Origin of the sequence: Dialister succinatiphilus (genome assembly GCF_928721695.1) — a bacterium.
GTDB classification, from domain to species: Bacteria; Bacillota; Negativicutes; order Veillonellales; family Dialisteraceae; genus Dialister; species Dialister succinatiphilus.
Genome location: NZ_OV788641.1, coordinates 596,491 through 621,142 on the forward strand (window position 1 = coordinate 596,491; position 24,652 = coordinate 621,142).

Genomic DNA, 24,652 nt, shown 5'->3' on the forward strand with positions numbered 1-24,652 from the left:
TTTATGAAATCGAAGGATTCCCTGTTTCCGCCGGGGCCAGGGAGAACCAGCGGAGAGGCTCCTTCTTTTTACTCACGGCGCAGAAGAAGGCCTGCCCCTTCATTTTTTTCAAAGATTTCAGTTCCACCGGCTCCCCGTTGGCGGCCAGAGGATAGAGATGGCCCTGAGGGCTCAGTTTCTTCACCGTTGTCCCTCCTGTTTCTTCGTCTTCCATGAAATAGAGGGGACTGAAATCGCTGCTGCCAGCCTTCTTATCCCGCCGGGGAATCAGGAAAGGCACTGAGATGCCCGTGATTTCCTGCTCCATGTGCCAGCCTTCCCCGTCCCGGTTAAAGATAAGGAGCTCCGGCTTCCCATCCCGGTCGGTGTAAGGGCTTTCAAGAAGTACCAGGGCCTCTTTGCCGCCGTCACCGGAAAGGTCGGTGAAATTGCAGGCGTAGTTCATCAGGCTTTCGTCATAGGTGGAATCGGCAAAATAGTCCAGTACCGCCTGCCGCAGTCCCTGGTCCTCGGTCTGCAGGGAGGACTCCTTCTTCACCTTCTTCGGTATCCAGGCTTCCGGAGACACCGGCGCCGGAGCCGGTGCCTCCACCATGTCTCCATTTTTCTCTATGGAAATGGTGGATATGTCCTCCCCCTGGCTGAAGAATGGAAAAAGAAAAACCATGGCTGCTGCCAGAAATTGAATTTTATATGTCATAGGTATGCTCCTTCTGTCTTTTCTTTATTATACCATGGAGGGGCGGAGCTTCTGGACACACCATGGACACGCCTGCGGCGTGAGGGTTCAGAGGGTTCAAAGGGTTCAGAGGGTTCAGAGGGGAGGGTTGACGGCCCTCCGGGCCGAAGGTTGTGGCCGCCTGTCGGCGGCGGGTTGTGTAGAAGGGTGGTGGAAAAGGGTTCTTAAGATGGACCGGCCTTGGACACGCCTACGGCGTGAGGGTTGATGGGGCTTCGCCCCGAAGGTTGTGACCGCCTGTCGGCGGCGGGTTGTGTTCGCTTCGCTCAGGGGGCGACAGCGCCTACGGCGCTGAAGGTGACGGTATCGCCCTCTCGGGCGATGAGTTTTATAAGCCGCCTGCGGCGGTCACGTCAGCATAGAGTATCTATTCTCTCCGCTTACCTCGTACACCCTTTCCCGCTACGCGGGACTTCCCCTCAAGGGGAAACGAGAGCGTTACAGGATTTACTTTCAGTGTCATATGACATAGTAAGCATTCTGGTGATTAGCCGCTACGCGGCTCCCCCTTATCCGGCTGCGCCGGACTTTCCCCCATCCGGGGGACAGAATAAACTGCTCTATGCTTTCCTGTAGAGACATGGCCCCATGGCTAAGCATCCATAGTGCCACCACGAAGTGGTTGCACCAAAGGAAGAAACGCATTTCCTCGGGCGAAGCCCGGTTGGCATGTTTTTCCCCGGGCGAAAGCCCGGTTGTTAGGTTTTATCATAAGAGGGTGCCTTCTATAGATTTAGTGGCGCCACCACAACCCTCGCGCTGGAGGCGCGTCAAACTTTAGAACCCTCAAGCCACAAAGCCCCAGGCAGCAGTAAGCCACCCCAGTTCCCGGTCCCGAATCCCGAATCCCCATTCCCCAGTCTCCCATCCCTTATACATAGCTATAGAAAAATTCCATAGGTTCCCTTTCGACCCCTTCCAATTTTCCAAATTCTTTCCTTTTCAAGGAATATCGGCATTTTTCGAAATTTCCTGCCGGCGAACGTAAAATTAGAGGATTCGAAAGGACCAAAATTGTCTATTCCCTTTTCTCTCCAGTTGGTGTATGATTATCTCCGGCACAATATGTTGTGTCTTTATTTGCGCGTTTAGACTATATTTAGTAGAATGCATGATTTCATCTACTATTCACATCATTTCTATCGACATAGCAGGCATGACAGGCTGAAATCGTAACTTAGAGGAAACAGGGGAGTGTCTTACATGGAAAACAGGGAGTATACCGACGTGATTCACGTAAAAACGAATGTAATCAAGAGAAACGGACAGGAAGTGTCTTTTGATATTTCCAAGATCATCAATGCCATCGGCAAGGCCAATAAGGAAGTGGAGTCCATTCACCAGATGAATGAATTCCAGATCCGTGCGGTAGCTGACAACATTGCCAAAAAGATTGCCTCCTATCCCCATGCGGTGAATGTGGAAGACATTCAGGACATGGTGGAAACGGGCATTATGGAAATGCGGGGCTACGAGGTGGCACAGAAGTATGTGCGCTATCGGTATAAGAGAGAGATTTCCCGTAAGAGCAATACCACCGATGACGGCATTCTGTCCCTCATCGACCTGTCCAATGAGGAAGTGAAGCAGGAAAATTCCAACAAGAATCCTGTTATCAATTCCACCCAGCGTGACTACATGGCCGGCGAAGTGTCCAAGGATCTCACCAGAAGACTACTGCTGCCGGAGGAAATCGTGAAGGCCCATGAAGAAGGCATCATCCATTTCCATGACGCCGACTATTTCGCCCAGAGGGAACACAACTGCGACCTCATCAACCTGGAAGACATGCTGCAGAACGGCACAGTCATCAGCCAGACTCTGATTGAGAAGCCCCATTCCTTCTTCACTGCCTGCAATGTGACCACCCAGATCGTGGCCCAGGTAGCATCGAACCAGTACGGCGGCCAGTCCTTTACCCTGGCTCATCTGGCTCCCTTCGTAGATATCAGCCGCAAGAAAATCACAAAAGAAGTGATTGCAGAAAGAAAAGAAACCGGCGAATCCATGGATAAAGACATCATTGAAAAAATTGTGGAACGGCGGCTGAAGGAAGAAATCAAATCGGGCATCCAGACCATCCAGTACCAGCTCATTACCCTCATGACCTGCAACGGACAGGCTCCTTTCGTCACCATGTTCATGTACCTGGACGAAGTGCCGGACGGACAGACCCGGAAGGACCTGGCCATGATCATCGAAGAAGTGCTCCGCCAGAGAATGCAGGGCGTGAAGAATGAAAAGGGCGTATGGATTACCCCGGCTTTCCCGAAGCTCATTTATGTACTGGATGAAGACAATATCCATGACGACTCCCCCTACTACTACCTCACCAAGCTGGCTGCCGAATGCACCGCCAAGAGAATGGTACCGGACTACATTTCCGCAAAAATCATGAAGAGTCTGAAGAATGGCGACGTATACCCCTGCATGGGCTGCCGCAGCTTCCTCACTCCCGATACCGAAGGCCTGGGACCCCATGGGGAGCACAAATACTACGGCCGTTTCAACCAGGGCGTAGTCACCATCAATCTGGTAGACGTGGCCTGCTCTTCTGACGGAGACATGGACCGCTTCTGGAAGATTCTGGAAGACCGGCTGGAGCTCTGCCACCGGGCCCTCCGCTGCCGCCACGAACGGCTTCTGGGCACCGTGTCCGACGTGGCCCCCATTCTCTGGCAGTACGGCGCCCTGGCTCGTCTGAAGAAAGGCGAAACCATCGACAAGCTCCTCTTCAACAACTACAGCACCATTTCCCTGGGCTATGCAGGCCTCTATGAAATGTGCGTCCGCATGCTGGGCGTTTCCCACACCACCGAAGAGGGCCGGAAATTTGCCATGGCTGTCATGCAGAAGCTGAATGATAAGTGTGCCGAATGGAGAAAAGCGGAAAATATTTCCTACTCCGTCTACGGCACCCCCATGGAATCCACGACCTACAAATTTGCTAAATGCCTGCAGAAACGGTTCGGCATTATCCCCGGCGTCACCGACAAGAACTACATTACCAACAGCTACCACGTCCATGTGGCAGAAAAGATTGACGCTTTCCACAAGCTGAAATTTGAATCGGACTTCCAGAAACTCTCCCCCGGCGGCGCCATTTCCTACATCGAAGTGCCGAACATGCAGACCAATATCCCCGCTGTCCTCACGGTGATGAAGTACATTTATGAAAACATCATGTACGCTGAACTGAACACCAAGAGCGACTACTGCATGGTCTGCGGCTACGACGGAGAAATCAAAATCGTGGAAGATGAAAACGGTAAGCTGGTATGGGAATGCCCCAACTGCGGCAACCGGGACCAGCACAAGATGAGCGTAGCCCGGAGAACCTGCGGCTACATCGGCACCCAGTTCTGGAACCAGGGCCGTACCCAGGAAATCAAGGATCGCGTGCTGCATCTCTGATAAGAGGGTCCGCTTTGCGGCCCCAAGGTTCAACCCTCACGCCTTCGGCGTGAGGGTTGACGGGGCTTTGGCCCCGAGGGTTCTTAAGGTTCTGAAGTTTGACACAGCCTGCGGCTGTGAGGGTTGTGGTATCGCTCCTTCGGAGCGATGAGTTTTGTAATTCTGCTTCGCAGAATGGAAAGCCTTCACAACCGGGCTCCGCCCGTTGGAAACACACCCCTTTGGGTACTAGGGAAGCACTGATTAATTCATAGAGTTTTCTTTTATAAGAATTTTTATGCACTGTTTCGTCATGGGCTTCCTTAAATAGCTCGCTATTCGCGTCAGCCCATTCCTCGCATTGCATAAAAATTCAAGAATAAAAGCAAACAATGATTTAATCAGCGCTTCCCTAACGCCCCCTTCTCCTAAAGGAGGAACTTTACCCGCCGATTAGCTGCGGTATATAAAAATAGCGGCAAAGCCGCCACCTTAACCCTCAGCGCCGCAGGCGCTGTCAAACCTGCGACCCCTCCGACCCTATGGGCCGGTCAATCTTAAGAACCTTCAGCCCCCCAAAGGGCACTGAACCCGGCGGCGCTCGGCGCCGCCTTTTTCACATGATATATTGATATATTATACAAGGAGTCCATCCATGAAATACGCCAATTTTAAAGAATACGATATTGCCAACGGTCCGGGCATCCGGTTTTCCCTCTTTGTGTCCGGCTGCACCCATCACTGCAAAGGCTGTTTCAACCCGGAAACCTGGGACTTCAACTATGGCAAGCCCTTCACGAAGGATGTGGAAGACTATATCCTGAAAGAATTGGGCCATGAATTCTATGAAGGCCTCACCCTCTTAGGCGGTGAGCCCATGGAACCGGTGAACCAGAAGGGCCTCCTCCCCCTGGTGAAACGGTTCAAGGAACTCTATCCCCACAAGACCATCTGGTGCTTCACCGGCTACCTCTTCGATAAAGACCTTCTGGGCCATTTCGCCAAAGTCATGCCGGAAACCATGGAACTGTTAAAGCGCATCGACGTCCTGGTGGACGGGGAATTCATGCTGGACAAAAAAGACGTGACCCTCCTCTTCAAAGGCTCCTCCAACCAGCGGACCATTGACGTACAGAAGAGCCTCACCACCGGCAAAATCGTCTCCTGGGATCCCGGAGACACCAGCATGTCCCCCAATTCCAAAATCTAAGGTCCCTTCGCGGCTCGGGCAGAATCTTCTGCCCGCCGGAAGCGAGCCGGTTCATAGGATAAAGAGGCTTTGAAGAAAGGTAAAGTATTTCTTCAAAGCCTCTTTTTTATGACTCTCATATAATGATATACTGCCGGTCCCCTCGAAATGACGGCAGGTGACCCGCCTCATTGGTGGAAGGAGATTTCTCCACTCTGTGGAGACTCTGCATAGAGTCTCCAAGTCAGCCGAAGTTGGCCTCTAGCCTGCACAATAAGAGGCTTTCCTATTGGCGGCTGACCGGCTACGGTCGAAATGACAAGAGGGGGGCAAGGCGGCGTTTCGGCCATTTGAAGCGTAGGATGTCTCCACTCCGCTCCCACCATCGAAATGACGATAGGGGCGTCCGCCGCCACCGTCATCTCGAGCGGAGGAACGTGCCGGTATGGGGGGTAGATGGAAACCACTTCGATGATGCTCTGAGCCGAGAGATCTCCCTCCTCATTGGTGGATGGAGATTTCCCCCCTTTCCTCGAGATGACGCAGGGGCTTGGCAGATGACCATCAGAAAAAAGTCATTGAAAAAAGGGTTGTGAAGAGAGGTAAATCATTTCTTCACAGCCCCTTTTTCTTATGCTTCATTGCCGGATAACCGGCGGAGCAGGAGTGTCTTCATTTCATCCACATCCTCCGTTTCCGTGCAGTCCACCTGGGCGGTGCGGAGGAAAAGGGTGCAGGGCCAGCCGTCCACACTGTGGATGGCCTGGAGTTTACCGGACAGGGCGCCCAGTTCTTTTTCTATCATTCCCTCTTCTTCCCTGTTTTGGAGGATAATGAAACGGTTGACTCCCATGCGGCCTATGACGGCCCTGGTGCCGAAGCAGTTCCGGATTTCTTCGGCAATCCGGCGGACCAGTTTCTTTCGGCCGTCCATGCCGTAGGATTTCCCGAAATCATGGGCGTCCTGCTGAGTTATCTGCCTGCATCGGCCGGGCAGACAAAAGGCAGGCTCCTCTTCATTTGACCTGCCTCTCCCTTCTGACAGCTGAGCGAGACGGAAGGGGGTCTCAGAAGAGCCCTGTTCAATGATCAATGGCGGTCGTTCCCTGCTCTGCGAATGCCACATAAAAAACGTCCCCGAAGGGACGCTTTTTTATTTTTTATAGTAGGCGGTTCTGCGGATAAGGAGGGAGCGGATATCGTCCAGGTTCTTGACTTCCCTTCCCCGGACCAGGGCCCAGCCCAGGAAGAGGGTGCAGGGGTAGCCGCCGGCGGAGTGGATATGGCCCAGGTCTTCCGCCAGTTTATCCAGTTTTTTCTTCAATGCCCTTTCTTCTTCTCCGTTCCGGAAGATGAGGAAGCTGTCTATCCCCTCTCTGCCGATGACGGAGGTGGAGGCGAAGGTATTCCTGATGGCATCTCCCACAGCCTGTATCAGCAGCCGCCTGCCGGTTTTCCCGTATTCTCTGCCAAAGGATTCGATGCCCGGGATTTTAAGGAGGATGGCTTCATAGTCAGCACCGCTGGTATGGAATGCATCGTCATAGTGCTGGGCGGAAATCATAATGCCCCGGTAGCTCAAAAAGCCCGATTCTTCATCCATATAGAAGCGGCGGACGTTCTGTCCTTTTTCCTGTTCTTCGTCCCCAAGGTCTATGAACCAGCCCAGAAGGCCGATGATTTCATTTCCCTGGTACACCGGTACTTTGGTGGCGGAAATGGCACGGACACGGCCGCGGGCAATGCACTGGCCTCTCACCTTTTCGGAAATCACGCCGCGATGAAGGACTTTTTCTTCTTCTTCCCTGTAGGAGCTGTCTCCCAGGTGCCATCCCATATCTTCATCCGTTTTTCCCAGAATGGCCGTTTCATCGGAAAAGCCGTAATACCGAAGGAAGGCGTCGCTGGCACCGAGGAATCTCCGATTCCGGTCCTTCCAGAAAAATTTGAATTCCGACTTTTTCTGAAGGGCATGGACGAAGTTCCACTCCTTTTCCTCCTTCGTTTCTTTATCCCGCACCCCCGGCAGGGTAGCTGCATAGAGGCGGAGGAACGCTGCTCTTTCCTTTGGCGCCAGCGGTGTAAGGGCCGTTTCTTTCGCCCCCAGGAGGATATGATTCTCTGCCGCCTGCCCCATGACCATGGCAATCACTTCTTTCCAGCGATACTGGCCACGGCTGTCTTTGATGCGGAAATGGGCAGACGACAGGCGATGGATGGAATCGGCCGCCACTTTCTGGATATTTTCCGGCTGGATAAACTGCATGAACTGCTTCCTGTCATCAGGATGCACATAGCTTTCCGACAACTGGATCCACTGGGCCCCGGGGAGGACAGAGCCCGGCTTCATGCCGGGGATGGTGGAAAGGATGACATCCACCGTATTCTTGTCGCCCTGGTAATAATAGAGGGCATCGAAAATGCGCATCATATTCCTGTACAGGGTATCCAAGGTCTTTATGGGACCGTTCTCATTCTTCACGGACATATTGATCACCGACACGGTACCTCCAGAGAGCGTATCGCTGCCTGCCAGTGTATGAATGGAATTCTTCAGCATGAAGCCGTTCCGCATGGCCACCACCGACTGTTCCTGGCCGCTCTCCCGGCTTCCATCAATGAGGGCCTGCATCCATGGATACACGGGATTGCTGTGGAGCACTTCGTTTCCTTCAAAGTAAATATTGCCGCCCCCATATACCGCATCACCCACCTGCTTCAGTGCATCATTTTTCAAAAGAAGCACGAACCGGTCCTTCCGATTGAGGAAGAGTCCCACCGGCTTGTCAGTGAGCACATTCACCAGACCAATGCGGTCCATGACCACCTTTTCCAGCGGTCCTTCTGCTGCATAGCTGCCTTCGCCCAGCTTCTCCTCAAACTCCTCAATGCTCATGGGTTTCCCGTAGAAATAGCCCTGAATGTCCTCGCAGCCCGACTCCCTCAGGAAATCTACCTGCTCCTTCGTTTCCGCCCCTTCTGCCAGGGTATGGATGGACAGATTCTTTGCCATAAGGATAATGGACCGAATGATTTTGCGGCTTTCTTCGTTGAAATTCCGAAGGAAAGCCATGTCGATTTTTAATAAGTCAAAAGGAAATTCCTTGAGCACATTGAGAGTAGAGTAGCCGCTGCCGAAGTCATCCAGCCAGAGCTGGTAGCCAGCCTTCTTAAAGCGGAAAAGTTCATTCTTCAAGACGCCGGTATCCCGGGTCAGCGCAGATTCCGTCACTTCAATATGGAAAAACTGGCGGGGCACCTGGTACCGGTATATGATTTCTTCCATGAAGTCAAAGGGCTTCATGGTATCAAAATCCACCCGGGACAGGTTCACCGATACAGGAATGATAGGATATCCCGCTTTCTTCAGACGATGGTAAATCCGGGCGGTGGATTCAATGACATAGCGATCCAGCAGGTGGATAAGCTTCATCTTCTCCAGCACCGGAATGAAGTTGCCGGGAAAAATCATGCCCTTTTCCGGATCCTCCCACCGGGCCAGGGCTTCCACACTGCAGACCTTTCCCGTCAGGGCTCTGGTAATGGGCTGGTAGTACACATGGATATGGCCCTTTTCCATGGCATTTTCAAAATTCCGAAGCACAAAGGCCGTATTCACCATATCCCGGCCCATAGATGAATTGTACACTGCCCAGCTCCGGTTCCCATCTTCCCGGATAGAGTCCGCCGCCATTTTGGCCATATCGAAAATATCCCGGCACTTCAGGGTTTTCAGAGACTCCGGCGGCTCATGGTCCTCATCAAAAAGGACAACCCCCGCCTTGCAGCGGATGACCCTGTCATGAATGAGGTCATTGATTTCTGCCACCACCCGGTCCATCCGCGCTGAAATGCCGCTGCGAGATGCCATCACCAGAAAATTATCAGCCCCCACATGGGTTGCCGGCGCATCGGGGAAACAGCTTCGAATCACCTGTCCCATCTGATAAAGGAGGGTATCCCCCGCTTCCAAACCATAGCTGCTGTTAAAAGAAGAAAAATGGACCAGGTTGATAAACACCGGTACCCGCTGTCCCAGAGTACCCTCCGCTTTCTCCTGTTCAAGAAAGGCCTTCACATTCCGGTAAAAAGCATGGGGTCCCAGAAGGCCGGTAGCTCCATCAGTCTCCAATGCGTCATGGCGCACGGTGCTCTTCACCAGGCCCACCACCCACAGAGGCCCCCGCTTCTCGTCCACAGAAGGGCCGAAAATGCCTTCAATCCGAATGAAATGACCGGTCCTGGTCCTGCTGGAAAATCCCCAGAAACTGTAATCTGCCTTTTGTTCACGGCTTTCATACAAATCGGCCACCGAACGGAATTCCTCTGCGGCCACGAGATTCCGGAAATATCCATGGGTAAAGTCCATGAACTGCTGCTCTGAGGTGCATTCAAAAATGCGAAGGACTTCTGGATTCACCGCCAGAATCCTTTCCTCCGAATCCCGGGAAACGAGACAGACCCCTCCCGGAAAATCATCCAGATATTTCAGTACACCCTCATTCCTGTCCATAAGCTCACTTTCCTGCCCTTCTACGGAAAAGACATAGAGACCTGATACTCCATGAAAGAGCCAGCGCTTCCCATTTGCTTCTCATTTTTTATGCAGGTCTTTTTAATAGTCTTTGCAACTTCTTTCCTCTATTGTACTCCATTTTTCACCTGAATTAAAGAATATATTCTATAGAAGCTGCTTTTGGACACACCTTCGGTGTGAGGGTTGACGGGGCTTCGCCCCGAGGGTTGTGGCCGCCTGTCGGCGGCGGGTTGTGGAAAAGGGTTGTGGAAAAAGGTTCTTAGGATTGACCGGCCCTATGGGCCGGAGGGTTCGTAAGTTTGACGGCCCTTCGGGCCGAGGGTTGTGGTATCGCCCGCAGGGCGATGAATATGAAGTCAGCGTTACGGGATTTACTTTCAGTGCCATATGGCATGATACGCATTCTGGTAATTAGCCGCTACGCGGCTCCCCCTTATCCGGCTGCGCCGGACTTTCCCCCATCCGGGGACAGAATAAATCGCTCTATGCTTTCTTGTAGAGACATGGCCCCATGGCTAAGCATCCATAGTCCCACCACGAAGTGGTGGCAAGGTGGTGGCGCGAGCCAACAAAGGGGGAAAACGCCGAAATGGTAACTGAAGTATATGACTCGCTGTTTTTCCTCTCCATACTTCTCGTTTCCCCTTGAGGGGAACGCCTCGAAGAGGCAAAGGGTGTAACAAGGCAGAGCACCGATAGGATACTCCCTCGCGGTCCTGACCGCCAATCGGCGGACCCCTGAGCGAAGCGATGCACAGCGAACACATTTTGTACTAGCGAACTGGATTTGTAAGGGAGCATCAGCGACCTGAAAATCCAGTGAGTCAGTGACAGCAGTGGTTGAAGGAGCAGAGCGACGCGCAAAATGTAGTGAGTCGTTTCCCCTTTAGGGGGATAAGACATAGAATAAGAATATCATAATCATTCTTACCACCGTCCACCCCTTCGCCACTTCGTGGCCCTCTTCCCCTAAAGGGGACGCAAGAGGCGTTACGGGATTGGCTGTCTGTGTCATATGTGACACAATATCCAGTGCCACCTATTTCTCGTTTCCCCTTGAGGGGAAGTCCCGCGAAGCGGGAAAGGGTGTACGGGGCAGAGCACCGTAGGATACTCCATCGCGGTCCTGACCGCCAATCGGCGGCCCCCTGAGCGAAGCGATGCAATCTTTCTACACAACCCCTGGCACCGAGGGCCAGAGGCCCGATGGATGCTATAGGCCCCTCTGCGCCGCAGGCGCAGGCCCCTACGGGAATACTGGAAAGCACCACCCTTTGAACCCTCAAGCCCCAAAGGGGCTTGTCCATAATAGCGGTTGTATGGTTTTCCTGCCGCCGCAGGCGGCATATATAATGGCGCCGAAGGCGTCGTACCTCGCCAGCGCAGCGATACTATATAACTCCCGAGGGCGAGAGCCCTCAACCCGTCTGTAAGGCGAAGCCGATCACAGGCAGAACCCTGGCAGCCCAGGGCCAAAAGGCCCGGCGGCTGGCTCAACCCTCACGCCCGTAAGGGCGTGTCAACCTTCGGGAATACTGGAAAGCACCGCCCAGGTCCCGAATCCCCATTCCCGAGTCCCCAGTCCCGAGTCCCCATTTTCCATACCGATCCATCAAAACGGTTATGCCCTTTCATCCTTCACGTAAAAAAGCAGCGGACTTCCAAGTCCGCTGCTTTGATTTCTACCATTAATCTTCCATTTCATCCAGTCCGGCAGACAGTTCTGCTGTTTTTTCCAGTTTCGCCTGTTTCCGCTGATGGATAATGGTGCGATAGCCTTCCACGGCCAGTTCCAGAGCCAGGCCGATGAGAAGGATGCCAATGCCGGCCTGGGCGTAGGGGCCCCAGTCGGTGGTGCCGTTCATAATCATGATAATCTGGTTTCTTACGATGATGACCAGGGAGCTTAAGGTGACGATCATCATGAAGGTCATGGGGATGAGGAACATTTTGTTATTCTTTCCTGCATTGCCAAGCCAGGTGGCTACCGCCAGAAGGCCGATGCCGGCCAGAAGCTGGTTGGCTGCCCCGAAGAGGCCCCAGATTTTCATGAAGCCGCCCATGCCCAGGAGCACGCCCAGGATGACGGTGAGGATGGTGGCAAAGTAAGGATTCACCATGAGTTTCTTGAAGCTGCCGTCAATGTCTTTCGGAGTCTGCCCCGGTTCCAGCCAGAATTCCTGGAACATGAAGCGGGCCAGACGGGTGGCGGTATCCAGGGAAGTGAGGCAGAAGGCTGAATAGGTGAGCACCAGCAGGGTGTACATGCTTCTTTCCATGGATTCCAGCCCCGGAATGGCGCCAATCATGGCTGCAATGCCGCCGGCAAAAATATCGGTAGCCCCTTTCACATGGCCTGTTTCTCTGGCGTAGGCAATGGCGCAGAGGGTGATAATGGCCAGTACGCATTCCAGCAGCATGCCGCCATAGGCAATGGGTTTGGCATCAGATTCTTTATCCAGCTGCTTGGAGGTGGTGCCGGAGGAAACGAGGGAATGGAAACCGGAAATAGCGCCGCAGGCTACGGTGGTGAAAAGGATGGGGAACAGGTACTGGGTACCGTTTCCATTGTCTACAGAAAATCCGGTGTAAGCCGGGAAGAGGTCCGGATTAATATCCGGGTGAGCTCCTACAATCCCTACAATGGCCACGATGAGCATGGCGTAGAGCAGGAAGGAGGAGAGGTAGTCCCGGGGCTGCAGGAGAATCCATACGGGAGTGACGGAAGCGATGGTAATATAAAGCCCAATGAGCCACATCCAGGTATGGGTGGAAAAATAGAAGGGATGGAAATTCATGCCGATGGCCATGCAGAGGACAATGGCACCTACGCCAAGGATGGTGGAAGCCACCATGCCGGTGTGGCGGCGGTACACGGCAAAGCCAAATACAATGGCTACAGCAATAAAGAGCAGGGATACCATGGCCACGGACGCCTGGGTGGCACTCTTTGCTTCATTCACCACGCCGTTTTCATAGACAGCGCCGAAGGTGGAAGCCACGATGGCTGCAAAGGCCGCCACCACCAGGATCAGAGTCAGATAAGAGAAAATAATGAAAAGCTGCTTGGCCCTTTTGGACATATTGGCGGAAATGATTTCGCCAATGGACTGGCCGTTGTGCCGGACCGAGGCAAAGAGGGCGCCGAAGTCATGGACGCCGCCGAAGAAAATGCCGCCCACCAGTACCCACAGGGTCACCGGCAGCCAGCCGAACATGGCTGCCCCAATGGGACCTGTAATAGGACCTGCGCCGGCAATGGAGGAGAAATGGTGCCCCATGAGCACCGGCGCCTTGGCAGGCACATAGTCCACACCATCTTCCATGGTATGAGCAGGGGTGGGAATATCGCCCTTCCCTACGCCCCACTGCTTCACCAGCCATCGGCCGTAGAAAATATAACCGCATAAAAGAATAACAAGACAAACTGCCAGTAATACAAGGGTATTCATAAAGGAGCCCCCTTTCCCTGGGGTTGACGAACCGGCGCTGGAAACCGCAGAATGTCACAGTTTCCCCATGTCATGGATACACCGGTAAATGATCAGGCATCTTTTCTCATAAACGGATAATCAGCAAATACTTTTCGAAGTCCTTTTTCCATGCACCTTCCAGCCCGGTTGAAATAGAACCGGCCTCTACCAAGCTCCAATGCGCCTGCATGGTATTCCATCCATCCATGGAAGGAGAATCGGAAGGATTTGTAATGATGGCACTTCATCAGCGCCTTCGCCGCCTCCTCATCCATGGAATCACAGATAAATACAGGGGAAATATAGGTATACATGTGGCCCGGCCCGATGTGAGCCATATCCATGCCCGCCTCATAGGCAAAATGGGCCAGCTCCCTGAACACCGTCAGGGTGAGACGGGGCACCTGGAAGAGGAACACAAACTCCTCCTGGGCCGTGGACCAGAGCTTCGCTGAATGGAAGAGGAAATATTTCTCCCCCGCTTCATAATACTCACATACCGCCGAAAGCTCCGCCTGTCCTGAGAAGAAAGGCTTTTGTATGTGGACTGCCTCCTGCAGTCCCCGGGCTTCTTCCTCCCGTCCTCCATCAAAGCGGGTAATGGTGTAATACCGCCGGTATCCGGCGAGCAGCCTTTCCACCGCTTCTTCTCTTCCCATGAGCCCCTCCTTTCATAACAAAATATCATCTGAGCTGAACATAATTAGATGGTGTTTGTTTAAATATACTATTCTTCATCCTTTTTGACCAATAAAAGAAACTTATAACTACTGCAAAGAAAAATGATGTGCATTTGTGGTGGTGCGGGAAAAATTTACGCTGAAAGAGAGATACTTTTGTGCTTCGACGAAGGTTTCCTATGGGAGTGATGCACACCGGCTTCCCTTACCGACAGGAAACTTTACTCCAGAACGTTTTGACTCTGGTTCATTATCATTTAGTACTTTGCGAAGGCAACAAAAAAAGCCTGTCGGCGGGGAAACCGACAGGTTTTTGGAGAGAGGGTAAATTATTATCAAGAAAATCCAAGGTAAAAATGATAAGAATCAACGCACCTCCTTTTCTTCGCTTGGCAGCTGTATTCCCTTTCATCATGGGGATTTGAATCGGGGAAATTTTCTGCTTCGCTTTCAGTTGACCATCGGTCAACTTATGTACATATAATATCACCTTTTCCCCAAGTTGCAAGCCCTCTTTTATAGATTTTTGAAATTTTTATGTAAACAGAAGCGCCATGGCTGTTGGACTATGACGTTTTTGATTATCTTCCATAATAAAAGAGAGGGCTGCTTAAAAAAGCAGTCCTCCCCTTCTGTTTTTGAGCGGCTCAGGCCATCATATTTTCCAGCTGGCTGATAAATTCTTCCTGGGGAACCGCACCGATCATGCGGTTCACTTCTTCTCCATCTTTGAAGAGGATAATGGTGGGAATGGACATAATGTCAAACTGACCGGCCAGGTCCTGCAGCTCATCTACATCCACCTTGCAGAAATGGATTTTGTCGCCCAGTACCTTTTCTGCGTTTTCCATAACCGGCGCCATCATGCGGCAGGGTCCGCACCAGGTAGCCCAGAAATCAATGAGGCTGTATCCCTTGTGGCTGGCAATTTCTGTATTAAACTCTTCCTGGCTGTGAATTTCGGTAATCATAGGTTTCTCTCCTTTTAAAATTATATATTTAACTTATTCGATGTATTTATTATAACACAGAAAGTCAAACAGTCAAGAGCAGAGAAAAGGCCCCGAGGGACACATCTTCGGTGTGAGGGTTGACGGGGCCCTTGGCCCCGAGGGTTGTGGCCGCCTGTCGGCGGCAGGTTGTGGAAAAGGGTTGTGGAAAAGGGTTGTGGAAAAAGGGTTCTTAAGATTGACCGGCCCTATGGGCCGGAAGGTTCTTAAGTTTGACGGCCCTTCGGGCCGAGGGTTGCGGATTGCCCTTCGGGCAATACTTATAAAGTCAGCGTTACGGGATTTACTTTTCTGTGTCATACGTTATGAAAAGCATTACTTCGATCAGCCACCTCCGGTGGCTTCCCCCCCTTTGGTGCCTTACGGCACCACCTTCCCCCCGCTGAGCGGTGGGACAATAAAGCTCTGAAAGGCAGTCTCCTCATATGCAACTCTACCGTAAGCACGGGTTGTTCGCCACTGTGCACATCCTGCATAGGATGTGCAAGTTGGTCAAATTAAGCCCTAAGCCTGCCCATAAAAGGGCCTTCCTTTTGATTGACCAATCGAACTGCGGGGGAAATCACGCGAAGCGGGCAAGGGGGGAATCTCCATCGCCCGCAGGGCGGTTGTGAAGTTTTCGCCGCCAAAGGCGGTATAAAAAATGGCGCCGAAGGCGCCGTACCTCCCCAGTGGAACGGTACTTCATACCTCCCGAGGGCGAGAGCCCTCAACCCGCCTGTAAGGCGAAGCCGATCACAGGCAGAACCCTGGCGGCCCAGGGCCAAAAGACCCGGCGGCTGGCTCAACCCTCACGCCCGTAAGGGCGTGTCAACCTTCGGGAATACTGGAAAGCACCGTCCAGTCCCCAATCCCCATTCCCCATTCCCACGGTCAGCAGACAGTCCCTCATGGACTCATGAGTCCACTGGCTTTCGTGTATGGAAGATTCATGCTTTTTCTTACGAACAAAACAAAAGACGGGCCCTATTGTTTCATGGCGAATACAATAGGGCCCGTCTTTTATCTGATGGATAAGACAGGAACCTTATTTTCCGGTGTACACGGTTTTCTTATGGCTTCCATAGAGGTCCAGGAATACGGCATCCGGATCGTAGCGGTTCATGCGCACCGGCGCTCTGTCCGCATAGCCTACGGCAATGATGCAGAAGGGATCCAGTTCGTCGGGAATATCCAGAATGTGGCAGAGGTGGATTTTTCTGTCCTGGTAAGGATAAACCTGCATCCACAGGGTGGACAGTCCCAGATGTTCTGCTTCCACCAGAATATTCTGGGCCGCCGCAGCGCAGTCAAAGGTCCATTCCTCGGGGAAGGAAATGCCATCCTTCTTTCCCACAATCACAATGGCGGCAGACGCTTTCCGGGCAGGACCGGCAATGATGCTGTTGTGGGAAATGGCCTTCACCAGATCCTCCCTGGTGACGATGATGAAATCCCGGGACTTCTGGTTCCCCACAGCCCGGGCCTGCATGCCCGCCTTCACCAGGGTAAGAAGCTCATCATCCGGTACCGGCATTTTCTCCTTGAAATACCGGCAGGTTCCTCTTCTGAAAATTTCGTCCATGATTCTTCCTCCTTTTATGATTGATTATGCTTTCACCTGATTCTTCCTTGCTTTTATTATACCATATGCGGCGCCGGAGGGCGCGCCCTTTGGGCGCAAAGGGGCGGGGCTGGCGCCGCGGGTTGTGGAAAAGGGTTCTTAGGATGGACCGGCCCTATGGGCCGGAGGGTTCTTAAGTTTGACGGGGCCTTCGGCCCCGAGGGTTGTGGTATCGCCCTCTCGGGCGATGAGTATGAAGTCAGCGTTACGGGATTTACTTTTCTGTGTCACACGTTATGAAAAGCATTACTTCGATCAGCCACCTCCGGTGGCTTTCCCCCCCTTTGGTGCCTTACGGCACCACCTTCCCCCCGCTGAGCGGTGGGACAATAAAGCTCTGAAAGGCAGTCTCCTCATATGCGACTCTACCGTAAGCACGGGTTATTCTGCCACCGCTTGCGGGGTGGCAAGCGAACGAAATTTGCAGGGGGCCGCAAGGCAGCCGAAAATTTCGTGAGACGCTTTCCCGTGGAGAAGTCCCGCGAAGCGGGCAAGGGGGAATCTCCATCGCCCGCAGGGCGGTTGGCCTGTTTACCCACGGGCGAAAGCCCGGTTGTAAAGGTTTTATCATAAGAAGGCGCCTTCTATAAATTTAGAGGCGCCACCACAACCCTCAGCGGCAAAGCCGCTGTCAAACTTAAGAACCCTCGGGGCGATAGCCCCGTCAAACTTTAGAACCCTCAAGAGAACCCTCAAGCCCAATGGGGCTTGTCCATAAGCCGACCGCCGTCCCTATCCCAGGGTTTTCTTCATATTCTTAATAAACCGGTCCACGATTCTTCCGTAGAGGTCTTCGGGATGGGTTTCCGAGCCTCTCAGTCTTTTGTCTTCGCTGGAGGCAATGAGGCTGCCTGTTTTGGTGTCGTACCATTCGAAGGTGACTGTTACTTCGGCGTAGGGGACCCAGTAGTCCGGCACGTATTCGGGGTAGGTGATGGTGCGGTAGTATTCGTGCCATCTTCCATCTTTATCGCGCCAGGCGTCGCGGATTTCCCGATTTCTCCATTCTGTATGGGCCGGCACCAGGTAGGAGTCTGTCTGCCAGGTGGTGATCCGGGGCAGGATGTAGATGTCTGCTCCTTTTTCTATGGCTTCTTGGGGAATGGCGGTGTCGCTGCCCCCTATGAGGGCGTCTTCTGTACCGGTGCCGGAGGCGAGATGTCCTTCCGGTTTTGGTTCTTTTATGAGGATGGTGATATCTTTGATTTTTGAAATTTTACGGTAGAAGGTGTCTTTCAGTTTCCATTCTTCCACAGGGGAGAGATTTTCCACCTGGGCGATGTCCACCTGGTCCAGGTAAATGGTTTTGGCTGCGGAAAAAGGATAGCTGCTGTCTTTCCATTCGGTGTAGTCTGCCCAGGCGGCGGCGCCGGAGAGGAGAAGGAAGAGGGCTGTGAGGAAGGCGGTGAGTCGTTTTCTCATGGTCATGCTCCTTTCTTTTTCTTTATCTTACCATATGAAAAAGGGGCTGTGAAAAAACGATTTCCATTTTTTCACAGCCTTTTTTCCCAACGCAAAAGAGCTGCAGGAATCTGCAGCTCCTTTGTAGGAATTAGAGACTTTTCGTTGCGGAAAGACGGATGAGGGCACGCATGAGGGCCAGTCTGGCGCGGTCCACGTCGATGTCTTCGGCGCGGCTGGCCAGCCGATCTTCGGCGCGCTTCTTAGCCGCCTGGGCACGGGCTACGTCAATGTTTTCCGCCAGTTCAGCCAGCGGGGCAATGACATTGACTTTGCTGTTCTTGGTTTCAAGGAATCCGCCAAATACAGCAATTCTTTCCTCCTGGTCCGCTTTTTTAATGCGCACGACGCACATGGAAAGAGCGGCAGCAAGGGGAAGATGGCGTTTCATGACAGCGAATTCGCCATCTTCTGCACGGGCTACCACCATGTCTACGCCGTCATCCTGGTAGATGGCGCCGTCGGGACTGATGACTTCCACGTGCATAGGATTAGTAAGGGTATCAGCCATGGCTTATTCCCCTTTCTTCATCTTTTCAGCCTTTTCGATTGCTTCATCAATGGTGCCCACCATGTAGAATGCACCTTCCGGCATATCATCATGCTGACCTGCAAGGATTTCCTTGAAGCCTCTGATGGTTTCTTTCAGCGGTACATATCTTCCTGGGGAACCGGTGAACTGTTCAGCTACGAAGAATGGCTGAGACAGGAATCTCTGAATCTTTCTGGCGCGGGCAACGATGACTTTGTCGTCGTCGGAAAGTTCTTCCATACCGAGGATGGCGATGATATCCTGCAGTTCTTTGTAGCGCTGCAGAATAGCCTGTACGCCGCGGGCTACTTCGTAGTGTTCCTTGCCGAGTACGTTCGGATCAAGGATACGGGAAGTGGAGTCCAGGGGGTCAACGGCTGGATAGATACCCAGTTCTGCAATGGAACGGTTCAGTACGGTGGTAGCATCCAGATGGGTGAATACGCCAGCTGGAGCCGGGTCGGTGAGGTCATCGGCCGGTACATAGACTGCCTGTACGGATGTAATGGAGCCTTCCTTGGTGGAGGTGATTCGTTCCTGCAGTTCGCCGATATCGGTGGCCAGGGTTGGCTGGTAACCTACGGCAGATGGCATACGGCCGAGCAGTGCGGATACTTCGGAGCCTGCCTGTACGAAACGGAAAATGTTATCTACGAAGAGAAGTACGTCCTGGTGTTCTTTATCACGGAAGTATTCTGCCATGGTAAGGCCGGTGAGGGCTACTCTCATACGAGCTCCCGGCGGTTCGTTCATCTGGCCGTATACAAGGGCTACCTTGTTCAATACGCCGGAGTCTTTCATTTCGCCCCAGAGGTCGTTGCCTTCACGGGTACGTTCGCCTACGCCGCAGAATACGGAGCAGCCGTTATGTTCGGATGCTACGTTGTGAATCAGTTCCTGAATCAGGACTGTTTTGCCTACGCCTGCACCGCCGAACAGACCTACCTTACCGCCTTTTGCGTATGGGCAGATGAGGTCAACGACTTTGATGCCGGTTTCGAAAATTTCAGCTGCCGGGGACTGGTCTTTGAAGGCCGGTGCCTGACGGTGAATGGGCCAGTAGTCTTTTGCTTTGACCGGTGTGGGGTCTTTATCTACGGTCTGGCCTAATACGTTGAAAATACGTCCAAGGACGCCGTCGCCTACCGGGGTAGCGATTGCACGGCCGGTGTCGACAGCTTTCATTCCACGTACCATGCCATCTGTGGAGCTCATGGCTACGGTGCGGACGACGCCGTCGCCGAGGTGCTGCATGGTTTCACAGATAACATCTACAGGAACGCTGCCTTTGTCGTCTTTTACATGGATTGCATTATAGATGGCAGGAAGTTCTTTGTCATCGTCGAAGGCGATATCGACAACGGCGCCGATAATCTGGACGACTTTACCTACCTGCATCTCCTGTTCATTTGCCATGAAGAAGCATTCCTCCTTAATCGATATAGGTTATTCCAGCGCAGCTGCGCCGCCGACAATTTCGGAAATTTCGTTGGTGACCTGGGCCTGACGTGCTTTGTTGTAGGTAAGGTTGAGGTCGGCGATTCTTTCAGTTGCGTTGTCGGTTGCAGCGGACATGGCAGCCATACGGCTTCCCAGTTCGGAAGCGGCAGACTGGAGCATGGCGTTGTAAACCTGGACCTGTACATATTCAGGAAGCAGTTTGGAAAGAACGGTGGCTGCGTCGGGGAGGAACATATAGGGTTCTTCCGATGCAAGCTGTCCGTTTTCCGCTTCCTTGTCCGCATCTGCCGGGTTCTGGACAGGGAGAAGTTTTTCTACCTGCACCTGCTGACGGAGAGCGGTGATAAATCTGGTGTAAATAATATAAACTTCATCCACTTCTTCCTTGACGAAGTAGTCCACCATTTCTTTGGCTACGTCGATGGAATCCTGGGCCTGAGGTTTATCTGAAAATCCGAAGTGGTAGGAGTCAAGATCATACCCGCGGAATTTGAGGTAGTTTCTACCCTGTTTGCCGCACACATAAAGTGCATAGGTTGAACGATCCTTACCGGAGATTTCGTGCATGGTCTGCTTCATAACGTTGGAGTTATAAGCACCGGCAAGGCCTTTATCGGCGCTGATGACCAGATATCCGACCTTCTTTACTTTGCCTTCTCTAAGGAGGGGGCTGGTAAAACCGGGTGTTACCGAAGAAGCACGGCGCAGGAGCTCTCCGATTTTTTCAGCATAGGGACGGGAGCCGTTTGCCTTTTCTTCTGCTTTGCGCAGGCGGGCAGCGGCAACCATCTTCATTGCTTTTGTGATCTGCTGGATGTTGGTGACAGATTTAATGCGCCCTTTTATATCACGCGTACTTTCCAATCAGATCACCCCTCTACCTTGTCAGACTTTTCAGCTTTTGTAGCGTTGTAACGTTCTTTGAATTCTGCAATAGCGGCCTTCAGTTTTTCTTCGTTGGCATCGGTCAGTTTCTTGGACTTCACAATGTCTTCGCCGATTTCCGGATGGCTGCTGTGGAGGAATGCGAGAATCTGGTGTTCGAAGTCAACGACTTCGTCCACGGGAATATCATCAAGGTATCCTTTAACGGCTACATAGATGGCCTGTACCTGGTCTTCGACGGGGTACGGGGAGTACTGCGGCTGTTTCAGGATTTCGGTAGTTCTCTGGCCGCGGTCGATCTGGGCTTTGGTGGCCGGATCAAGGTCAGAGCCGAACTGTGCGAAGGCTGCCAGTTCTCTGTACTGGGCAAGGTCCAGACGGAGGGTGCCGGCTACCTGTTTCATGGCTTTAATCTGGGCAGCGCCACCTACACGGGATACGGAGAGGCCTACGTTGATTGCCGGACGGACACCGGAGTAGAAGAGGCCGGTTTCCAGGTAAATCTGGCCATCGGTAATGGAAATAACGTTGGTCGGAATGTATGCGCCTACGTCGCCTGCCAGGGTTTCAATGATAGGAAGTGCTGTAATGGAGCCGCCGCCCAGTGCATCGGAGAGGCGGGCTGCACGTTCCAGCAGTCTGGAATGCAGATAGAATACATCGCCCGGATATGCTTCACGTCCCGGTGGACGACGGAGCAGCAGGGACATGGCACGGTATGCTACAGCGTGTTTGGAGAGGTCATCATAAATGATGAGCACATCTTTGCCCTGGTGCATGAAGTGTTCTGCAATGGAGACACCGGAGTATGGTGCCAGGTACTGCATCGGGGAACCTTCGGATGCGCCTGCATGGACGATGATGGAGTAATCCATGGCGCCAGCTGCCTTCAGTTTTTCGTATACACGAACAACGTTGGAGTTCTTCTGGCCGATGGATACATAAATACAAATGACGTTCTGACCCTTCTGGTTCAGAATGGTATCAATGCCGATGGCTGTTTTACCGGTGCCGCGGTCGCCGATGATAAGTTCACGCTGGCCTCTTCCGATAGGAACCATGGAGTCGATAGCTTTAAGACCTGTCTGCAGGGGGACATTAACCGGCTGTCTGTCGGCGATGCCCGGTGCTTTGATTTCAATGTCGCGATATTCGTCGGTTTTGATTTCACCTTTGCCATCAATCGGCTGGCCCAGTGCGTTAACAACGCGGCCGATAACTGCGTTGCCTACCGGTACCTGCATGAGGTGGCCTGTTCTTTTAACAGTGTCGCCTTCCTTAATGGTTTCAGAGTGACCCAGAAGTACGGCACCTACGTTACTTTCTTCCAGGTTCAGTGCCATTCCGTAAACGCCGTTCGGCAGTTCAAGGAGTTCGCCGGCCATGCAGTTCTGCAGGCCATATACATGGGCAATGCCGTCGCCGACTTCAAGGACTGTACCAACTTCATCGACATTGAGGTCTACTTTGTAGTTTTCAATCTGTTTTTTAATGACAGATGTGATTTCATCTGAACTGATTTTCATTTCCTATAAGTCACCTCAATTATTGCATCATTTTCGCTTTCAGTGTCTGCAGGGACCTTGCTACGGAGCCATCGATGAGGCGGTCGCCCACCTGGACGGTGAATCCGCCGATTAAGGCTGCATCCACTTTCTGCTTCAGGAGAATCTTCTTGCCGGTAATGGCAGAGAGTTTTTCCTTCAGCGTTTCAGCCTGAGACTTGCTGAGCGGGAGGGCGGATGTTACCACCGCTTCTTCCACGCCCATGCCCTGGTGGGCCATGGTCACGTAGTAGTCAACCATCATGGGGAATACCTCAAAACGGTCTCTGTCCATAACCACGTAGCAGAATTGCATGACAACCGGCTGTACCTTGTCTGCAAAGAGTTTTGTTAACGTATCTTTCTTGACATCCCTGGCAAGCAGAGGATGATTCAGAAAATCCTTGAGGTTCTGATTTTTGCGGATAGCATCTGCAATCAGTACCAGATCTTCTTCTGTTTTTTTCAGGCTGTTCTGCTGAGCAGCGATCTCATAGATAGCACGTCCGTACTTTTTTGCAAGGATTACGTTCTTATCCATAATTACTTACCTGCTTTGCGGGCATCCAGCTTGGCGATGCTTTCCGCAATCAGCCGGTCATTTGTTTCCGGCGTCATATTTTTGCTGATGATCTTAGCTGCGATTTCGCAGGAGAGTCCGGCAACCTGGGATTTCAATTCTTCAAGAGCATCCTTGCGTTCTCTCTCAATCTGTTTGGTTGCGTTTTCCTTTTCCTTCTCAATAGCGGCATGAGCTTCCTTAATCTGGGCATCTGCCTGGACTTTGGCTTCTTTTACAGCCTTGTCCACAATTTCCTGGGCTTTAGCCTGTGCATCGCGGAGCTGTTCTTCATAGGATTCCTTCAGCTTTTCAGCATCTGCCTTGGAAGCGGCAGCGGAGTCCAGGTCATTCTTAATGCGGCTCTTACGTTCATCAAGAACTTTCAGTACCGGCTTGTAGCAGAAATGACCGAGAATTGCACACAGAATAACGAAGTTGATGATCTGAATCAGCAGTGTACCATTCAGTTCTACCAATTCGATCCCTCCTTAAGGTAATATTGAGTAATATTATTTAAGGAATGGGTTAGCGAATACGAGAACCAGAGCGATAACGATAGCAATAATCGGAATAGATTCGATAAGGCCGATAGCAACCAGCATGTTGGTGAAGAGCTTGCCTGCCATTTCAGGCTGACGGGTCATGCCTTCGAGAGCATGGGAAGCTGCCTTGGAGTCGGAGAAGGCAGCTGCGATAGATGCCAGGCCAGCAATGAAAGCGGCTGCGATAAGAGAATACTGTGCGACGATTGTCTGATCCATAATAATAATTCCTCCTGAGAATCACTTAAATATTTCCGGAGACGGCCGGTACCGATAGATTGACAAGCCGTTTGGACGGACGGTGCCGTGCCGTTTGATAAAGAGCGGCGCTCTGCTCCACCGAAGATTAGAGGCTTTCCTTCATGTACACGGAAGCCAGGGTGGTGAAAATGTATGCCTGAACTGCTCCGACAAACAAGCTGAAAGCAATCCAGATCATAGGTACGAACCACGGGCAGAGGAAATACAGAATTTCCAGCAGGATTTCGCCGGCCAGGATGTTGCCGAATAGACGCATAGCCAGCGTAACCGGCCTTGCAATCTCTTCAATCAGGTTCATCAGAACGAAAACCGGGAACGGTTCAAAAAAGTGCTTCAGCCAGTGTCCAACACCTTTATTCTTAATGAAGTAGAAGTGAAGGAGCAGAGAACTGGCAATAGCCAGACCCAGTGTGGTGTTCACGTCATTGGTTGGTGAAGCAGTCAGATGCTCCGTAGGCAGAAGACCGATCTGGTTGGCTGTAAAGATAAACAGGAAAAAGGTCAGAAGAATGTTGACTACCTGACGGTATTTATGCCCCAGATTGCTGTCAAACTGATTGCACAAACCTTCAATAAGCCATTCCACCATATTCTGCCAGCCGCCGGGAATCAGTGATTTGCCCCGGGTAGCGGCAAAGACAAGGATGAAAACGATAAGGGCTGTAAGCCACGTGGTAAAAATCGTGTCCATGTTCACAGACATGCCGAAAAGCTGCTCTACAACGTGTGTACCTGTGTGCAGATGCATAATCTCACCCCCTCTCTCTTACAAGGATGTCA

18 protein-coding genes are annotated in these 24,652 nt (G+C 52.2%); 2 read left to right on the top strand and 16 right to left on the bottom strand.

Annotated features, from left to right (window positions below; all coding sequences use genetic code 11):
- Position 1 precedes the first annotated feature (1 nt).
- Positions 2-700 (bottom strand): hypothetical protein, encoded by a 699-nt coding sequence (locus NW747_RS02655; protein WP_273187901.1) that lies wholly within the window; start codon positions 698-700, stop codon positions 2-4.
- Positions 701-1,942: 1,242 nt separating this feature from the next.
- Here NW747_RS02655 and nrdD point away from each other — a divergent pair.
- Both nrdD and nrdG read left to right on the top strand, forming a co-directional pair.
- Complete coding sequence (gene nrdD / locus NW747_RS02660) at positions 1,943-4,153, top strand: anaerobic ribonucleoside-triphosphate reductase (RefSeq protein ID WP_273188271.1); 2,211 nt, start codon at positions 1,943-1,945, stop codon at positions 4,151-4,153.
- A gap of 634 nt (positions 4,154-4,787) precedes the next feature.
- Positions 4,788-5,342, top strand: coding sequence for an anaerobic ribonucleoside-triphosphate reductase activating protein (nrdG, locus tag NW747_RS02665; protein WP_008859691.1), 555 nt, complete (start codon positions 4,788-4,790; stop codon positions 5,340-5,342).
- Positions 5,343-5,952: 610 nt separating this feature from the next.
- Here the strand turns inward: nrdG and NW747_RS02670 are convergent.
- From NW747_RS02670 to atpB, 15 genes are all read right to left on the bottom strand, one after another.
- Positions 5,953-6,255 carry a hypothetical protein gene (locus tag NW747_RS02670; protein ID WP_273187902.1) on the bottom strand — a complete coding sequence of 101 codons (303 nt, stop codon included), beginning with the start codon at positions 6,253-6,255 and terminating at the stop codon, positions 5,953-5,955.
- Between the two features lie 219 nt (positions 6,256-6,474).
- On the bottom strand, positions 6,475-9,834 hold the full coding sequence (locus NW747_RS02675) for an EAL domain-containing protein (RefSeq protein ID WP_273187903.1): 3,360 nt from the start codon (positions 9,832-9,834) through the stop codon (positions 6,475-6,477).
- Positions 9,835-11,546: 1,712 nt separating this feature from the next.
- Positions 11,547-13,310, bottom strand: a complete 1,764-nt coding sequence (locus tag NW747_RS02680; RefSeq protein WP_273187904.1) for a carbon starvation CstA family protein — start codon at positions 13,308-13,310, stop codon at positions 11,547-11,549.
- Positions 13,311-13,402: 92 nt separating this feature from the next.
- On the bottom strand, positions 13,403-13,990 hold the full coding sequence (locus tag NW747_RS02685; RefSeq protein WP_273187905.1) for a DUF8052 family protein: 588 nt from the start codon (positions 13,988-13,990) through the stop codon (positions 13,403-13,405).
- A gap of 668 nt (positions 13,991-14,658) precedes the next feature.
- Entirely contained in the window at positions 14,659-14,982 is a 324-nt protein-coding gene (gene trxA / locus NW747_RS02690) for a thioredoxin (protein WP_008859687.1), read from the bottom strand.
- 1,066 nt (positions 14,983-16,048) lie between these two features.
- Positions 16,049-16,585, bottom strand: a complete 537-nt coding sequence (locus tag NW747_RS02695) for a nitroreductase family protein (RefSeq protein ID WP_008859686.1) — start codon at positions 16,583-16,585, stop codon at positions 16,049-16,051.
- Between the two features lie 771 nt (positions 16,586-17,356).
- The gene (locus tag NW747_RS02700; RefSeq protein WP_273187906.1) at positions 17,357-18,046 is read right to left on the bottom strand and encodes a hypothetical protein; all 690 of its coding nucleotides are present in this window, start codon (positions 18,044-18,046) and stop codon (positions 17,357-17,359) included.
- A gap of 130 nt (positions 18,047-18,176) precedes the next feature.
- Positions 18,177-18,596: a F0F1 ATP synthase subunit epsilon gene (locus tag NW747_RS02705; protein ID WP_273187907.1), complete on the bottom strand. Its 420-nt coding sequence runs from the start codon at positions 18,594-18,596 to the stop codon at positions 18,177-18,179.
- A 3-nt stretch (positions 18,597-18,599) separates the two neighbouring features.
- Positions 18,600-20,033 carry a F0F1 ATP synthase subunit beta gene (gene atpD / locus NW747_RS02710; protein ID WP_008859681.1) on the bottom strand — a complete coding sequence of 478 codons (1,434 nt, stop codon included), beginning with the start codon at positions 20,031-20,033 and terminating at the stop codon, positions 18,600-18,602.
- 30 nt (positions 20,034-20,063) lie between these two features.
- Positions 20,064-20,942 carry an ATP synthase F1 subunit gamma gene (atpG, locus tag NW747_RS02715; RefSeq protein WP_273097048.1) on the bottom strand — a complete coding sequence of 293 codons (879 nt, stop codon included), beginning with the start codon at positions 20,940-20,942 and terminating at the stop codon, positions 20,064-20,066.
- 5 nt (positions 20,943-20,947) lie between these two features.
- Entirely contained in the window at positions 20,948-22,489 is a 1,542-nt protein-coding gene (gene atpA, locus NW747_RS02720) for a F0F1 ATP synthase subunit alpha (protein WP_273187908.1), read from the bottom strand.
- A 19-nt stretch (positions 22,490-22,508) separates the two neighbouring features.
- Positions 22,509-23,048, bottom strand: a complete 540-nt coding sequence (locus NW747_RS02725) for a F0F1 ATP synthase subunit delta (RefSeq protein WP_008859678.1) — start codon at positions 23,046-23,048, stop codon at positions 22,509-22,511.
- Positions 23,049-23,050: 2 nt separating this feature from the next.
- Complete coding sequence (gene atpF / locus NW747_RS02730) at positions 23,051-23,545, bottom strand: F0F1 ATP synthase subunit B (protein ID WP_273187909.1); 495 nt, start codon at positions 23,543-23,545, stop codon at positions 23,051-23,053.
- A gap of 33 nt (positions 23,546-23,578) precedes the next feature.
- Positions 23,579-23,830, bottom strand: a complete 252-nt coding sequence (gene atpE, locus NW747_RS02735) for a F0F1 ATP synthase subunit C (protein WP_008859676.1) — start codon at positions 23,828-23,830, stop codon at positions 23,579-23,581.
- 127 nt (positions 23,831-23,957) lie between these two features.
- The gene (gene atpB, locus NW747_RS02740) at positions 23,958-24,620 is read right to left on the bottom strand and encodes a F0F1 ATP synthase subunit A (RefSeq protein WP_008859675.1); all 663 of its coding nucleotides are present in this window, start codon (positions 24,618-24,620) and stop codon (positions 23,958-23,960) included.
- Positions 24,621-24,652 lie beyond the last annotated feature (32 nt).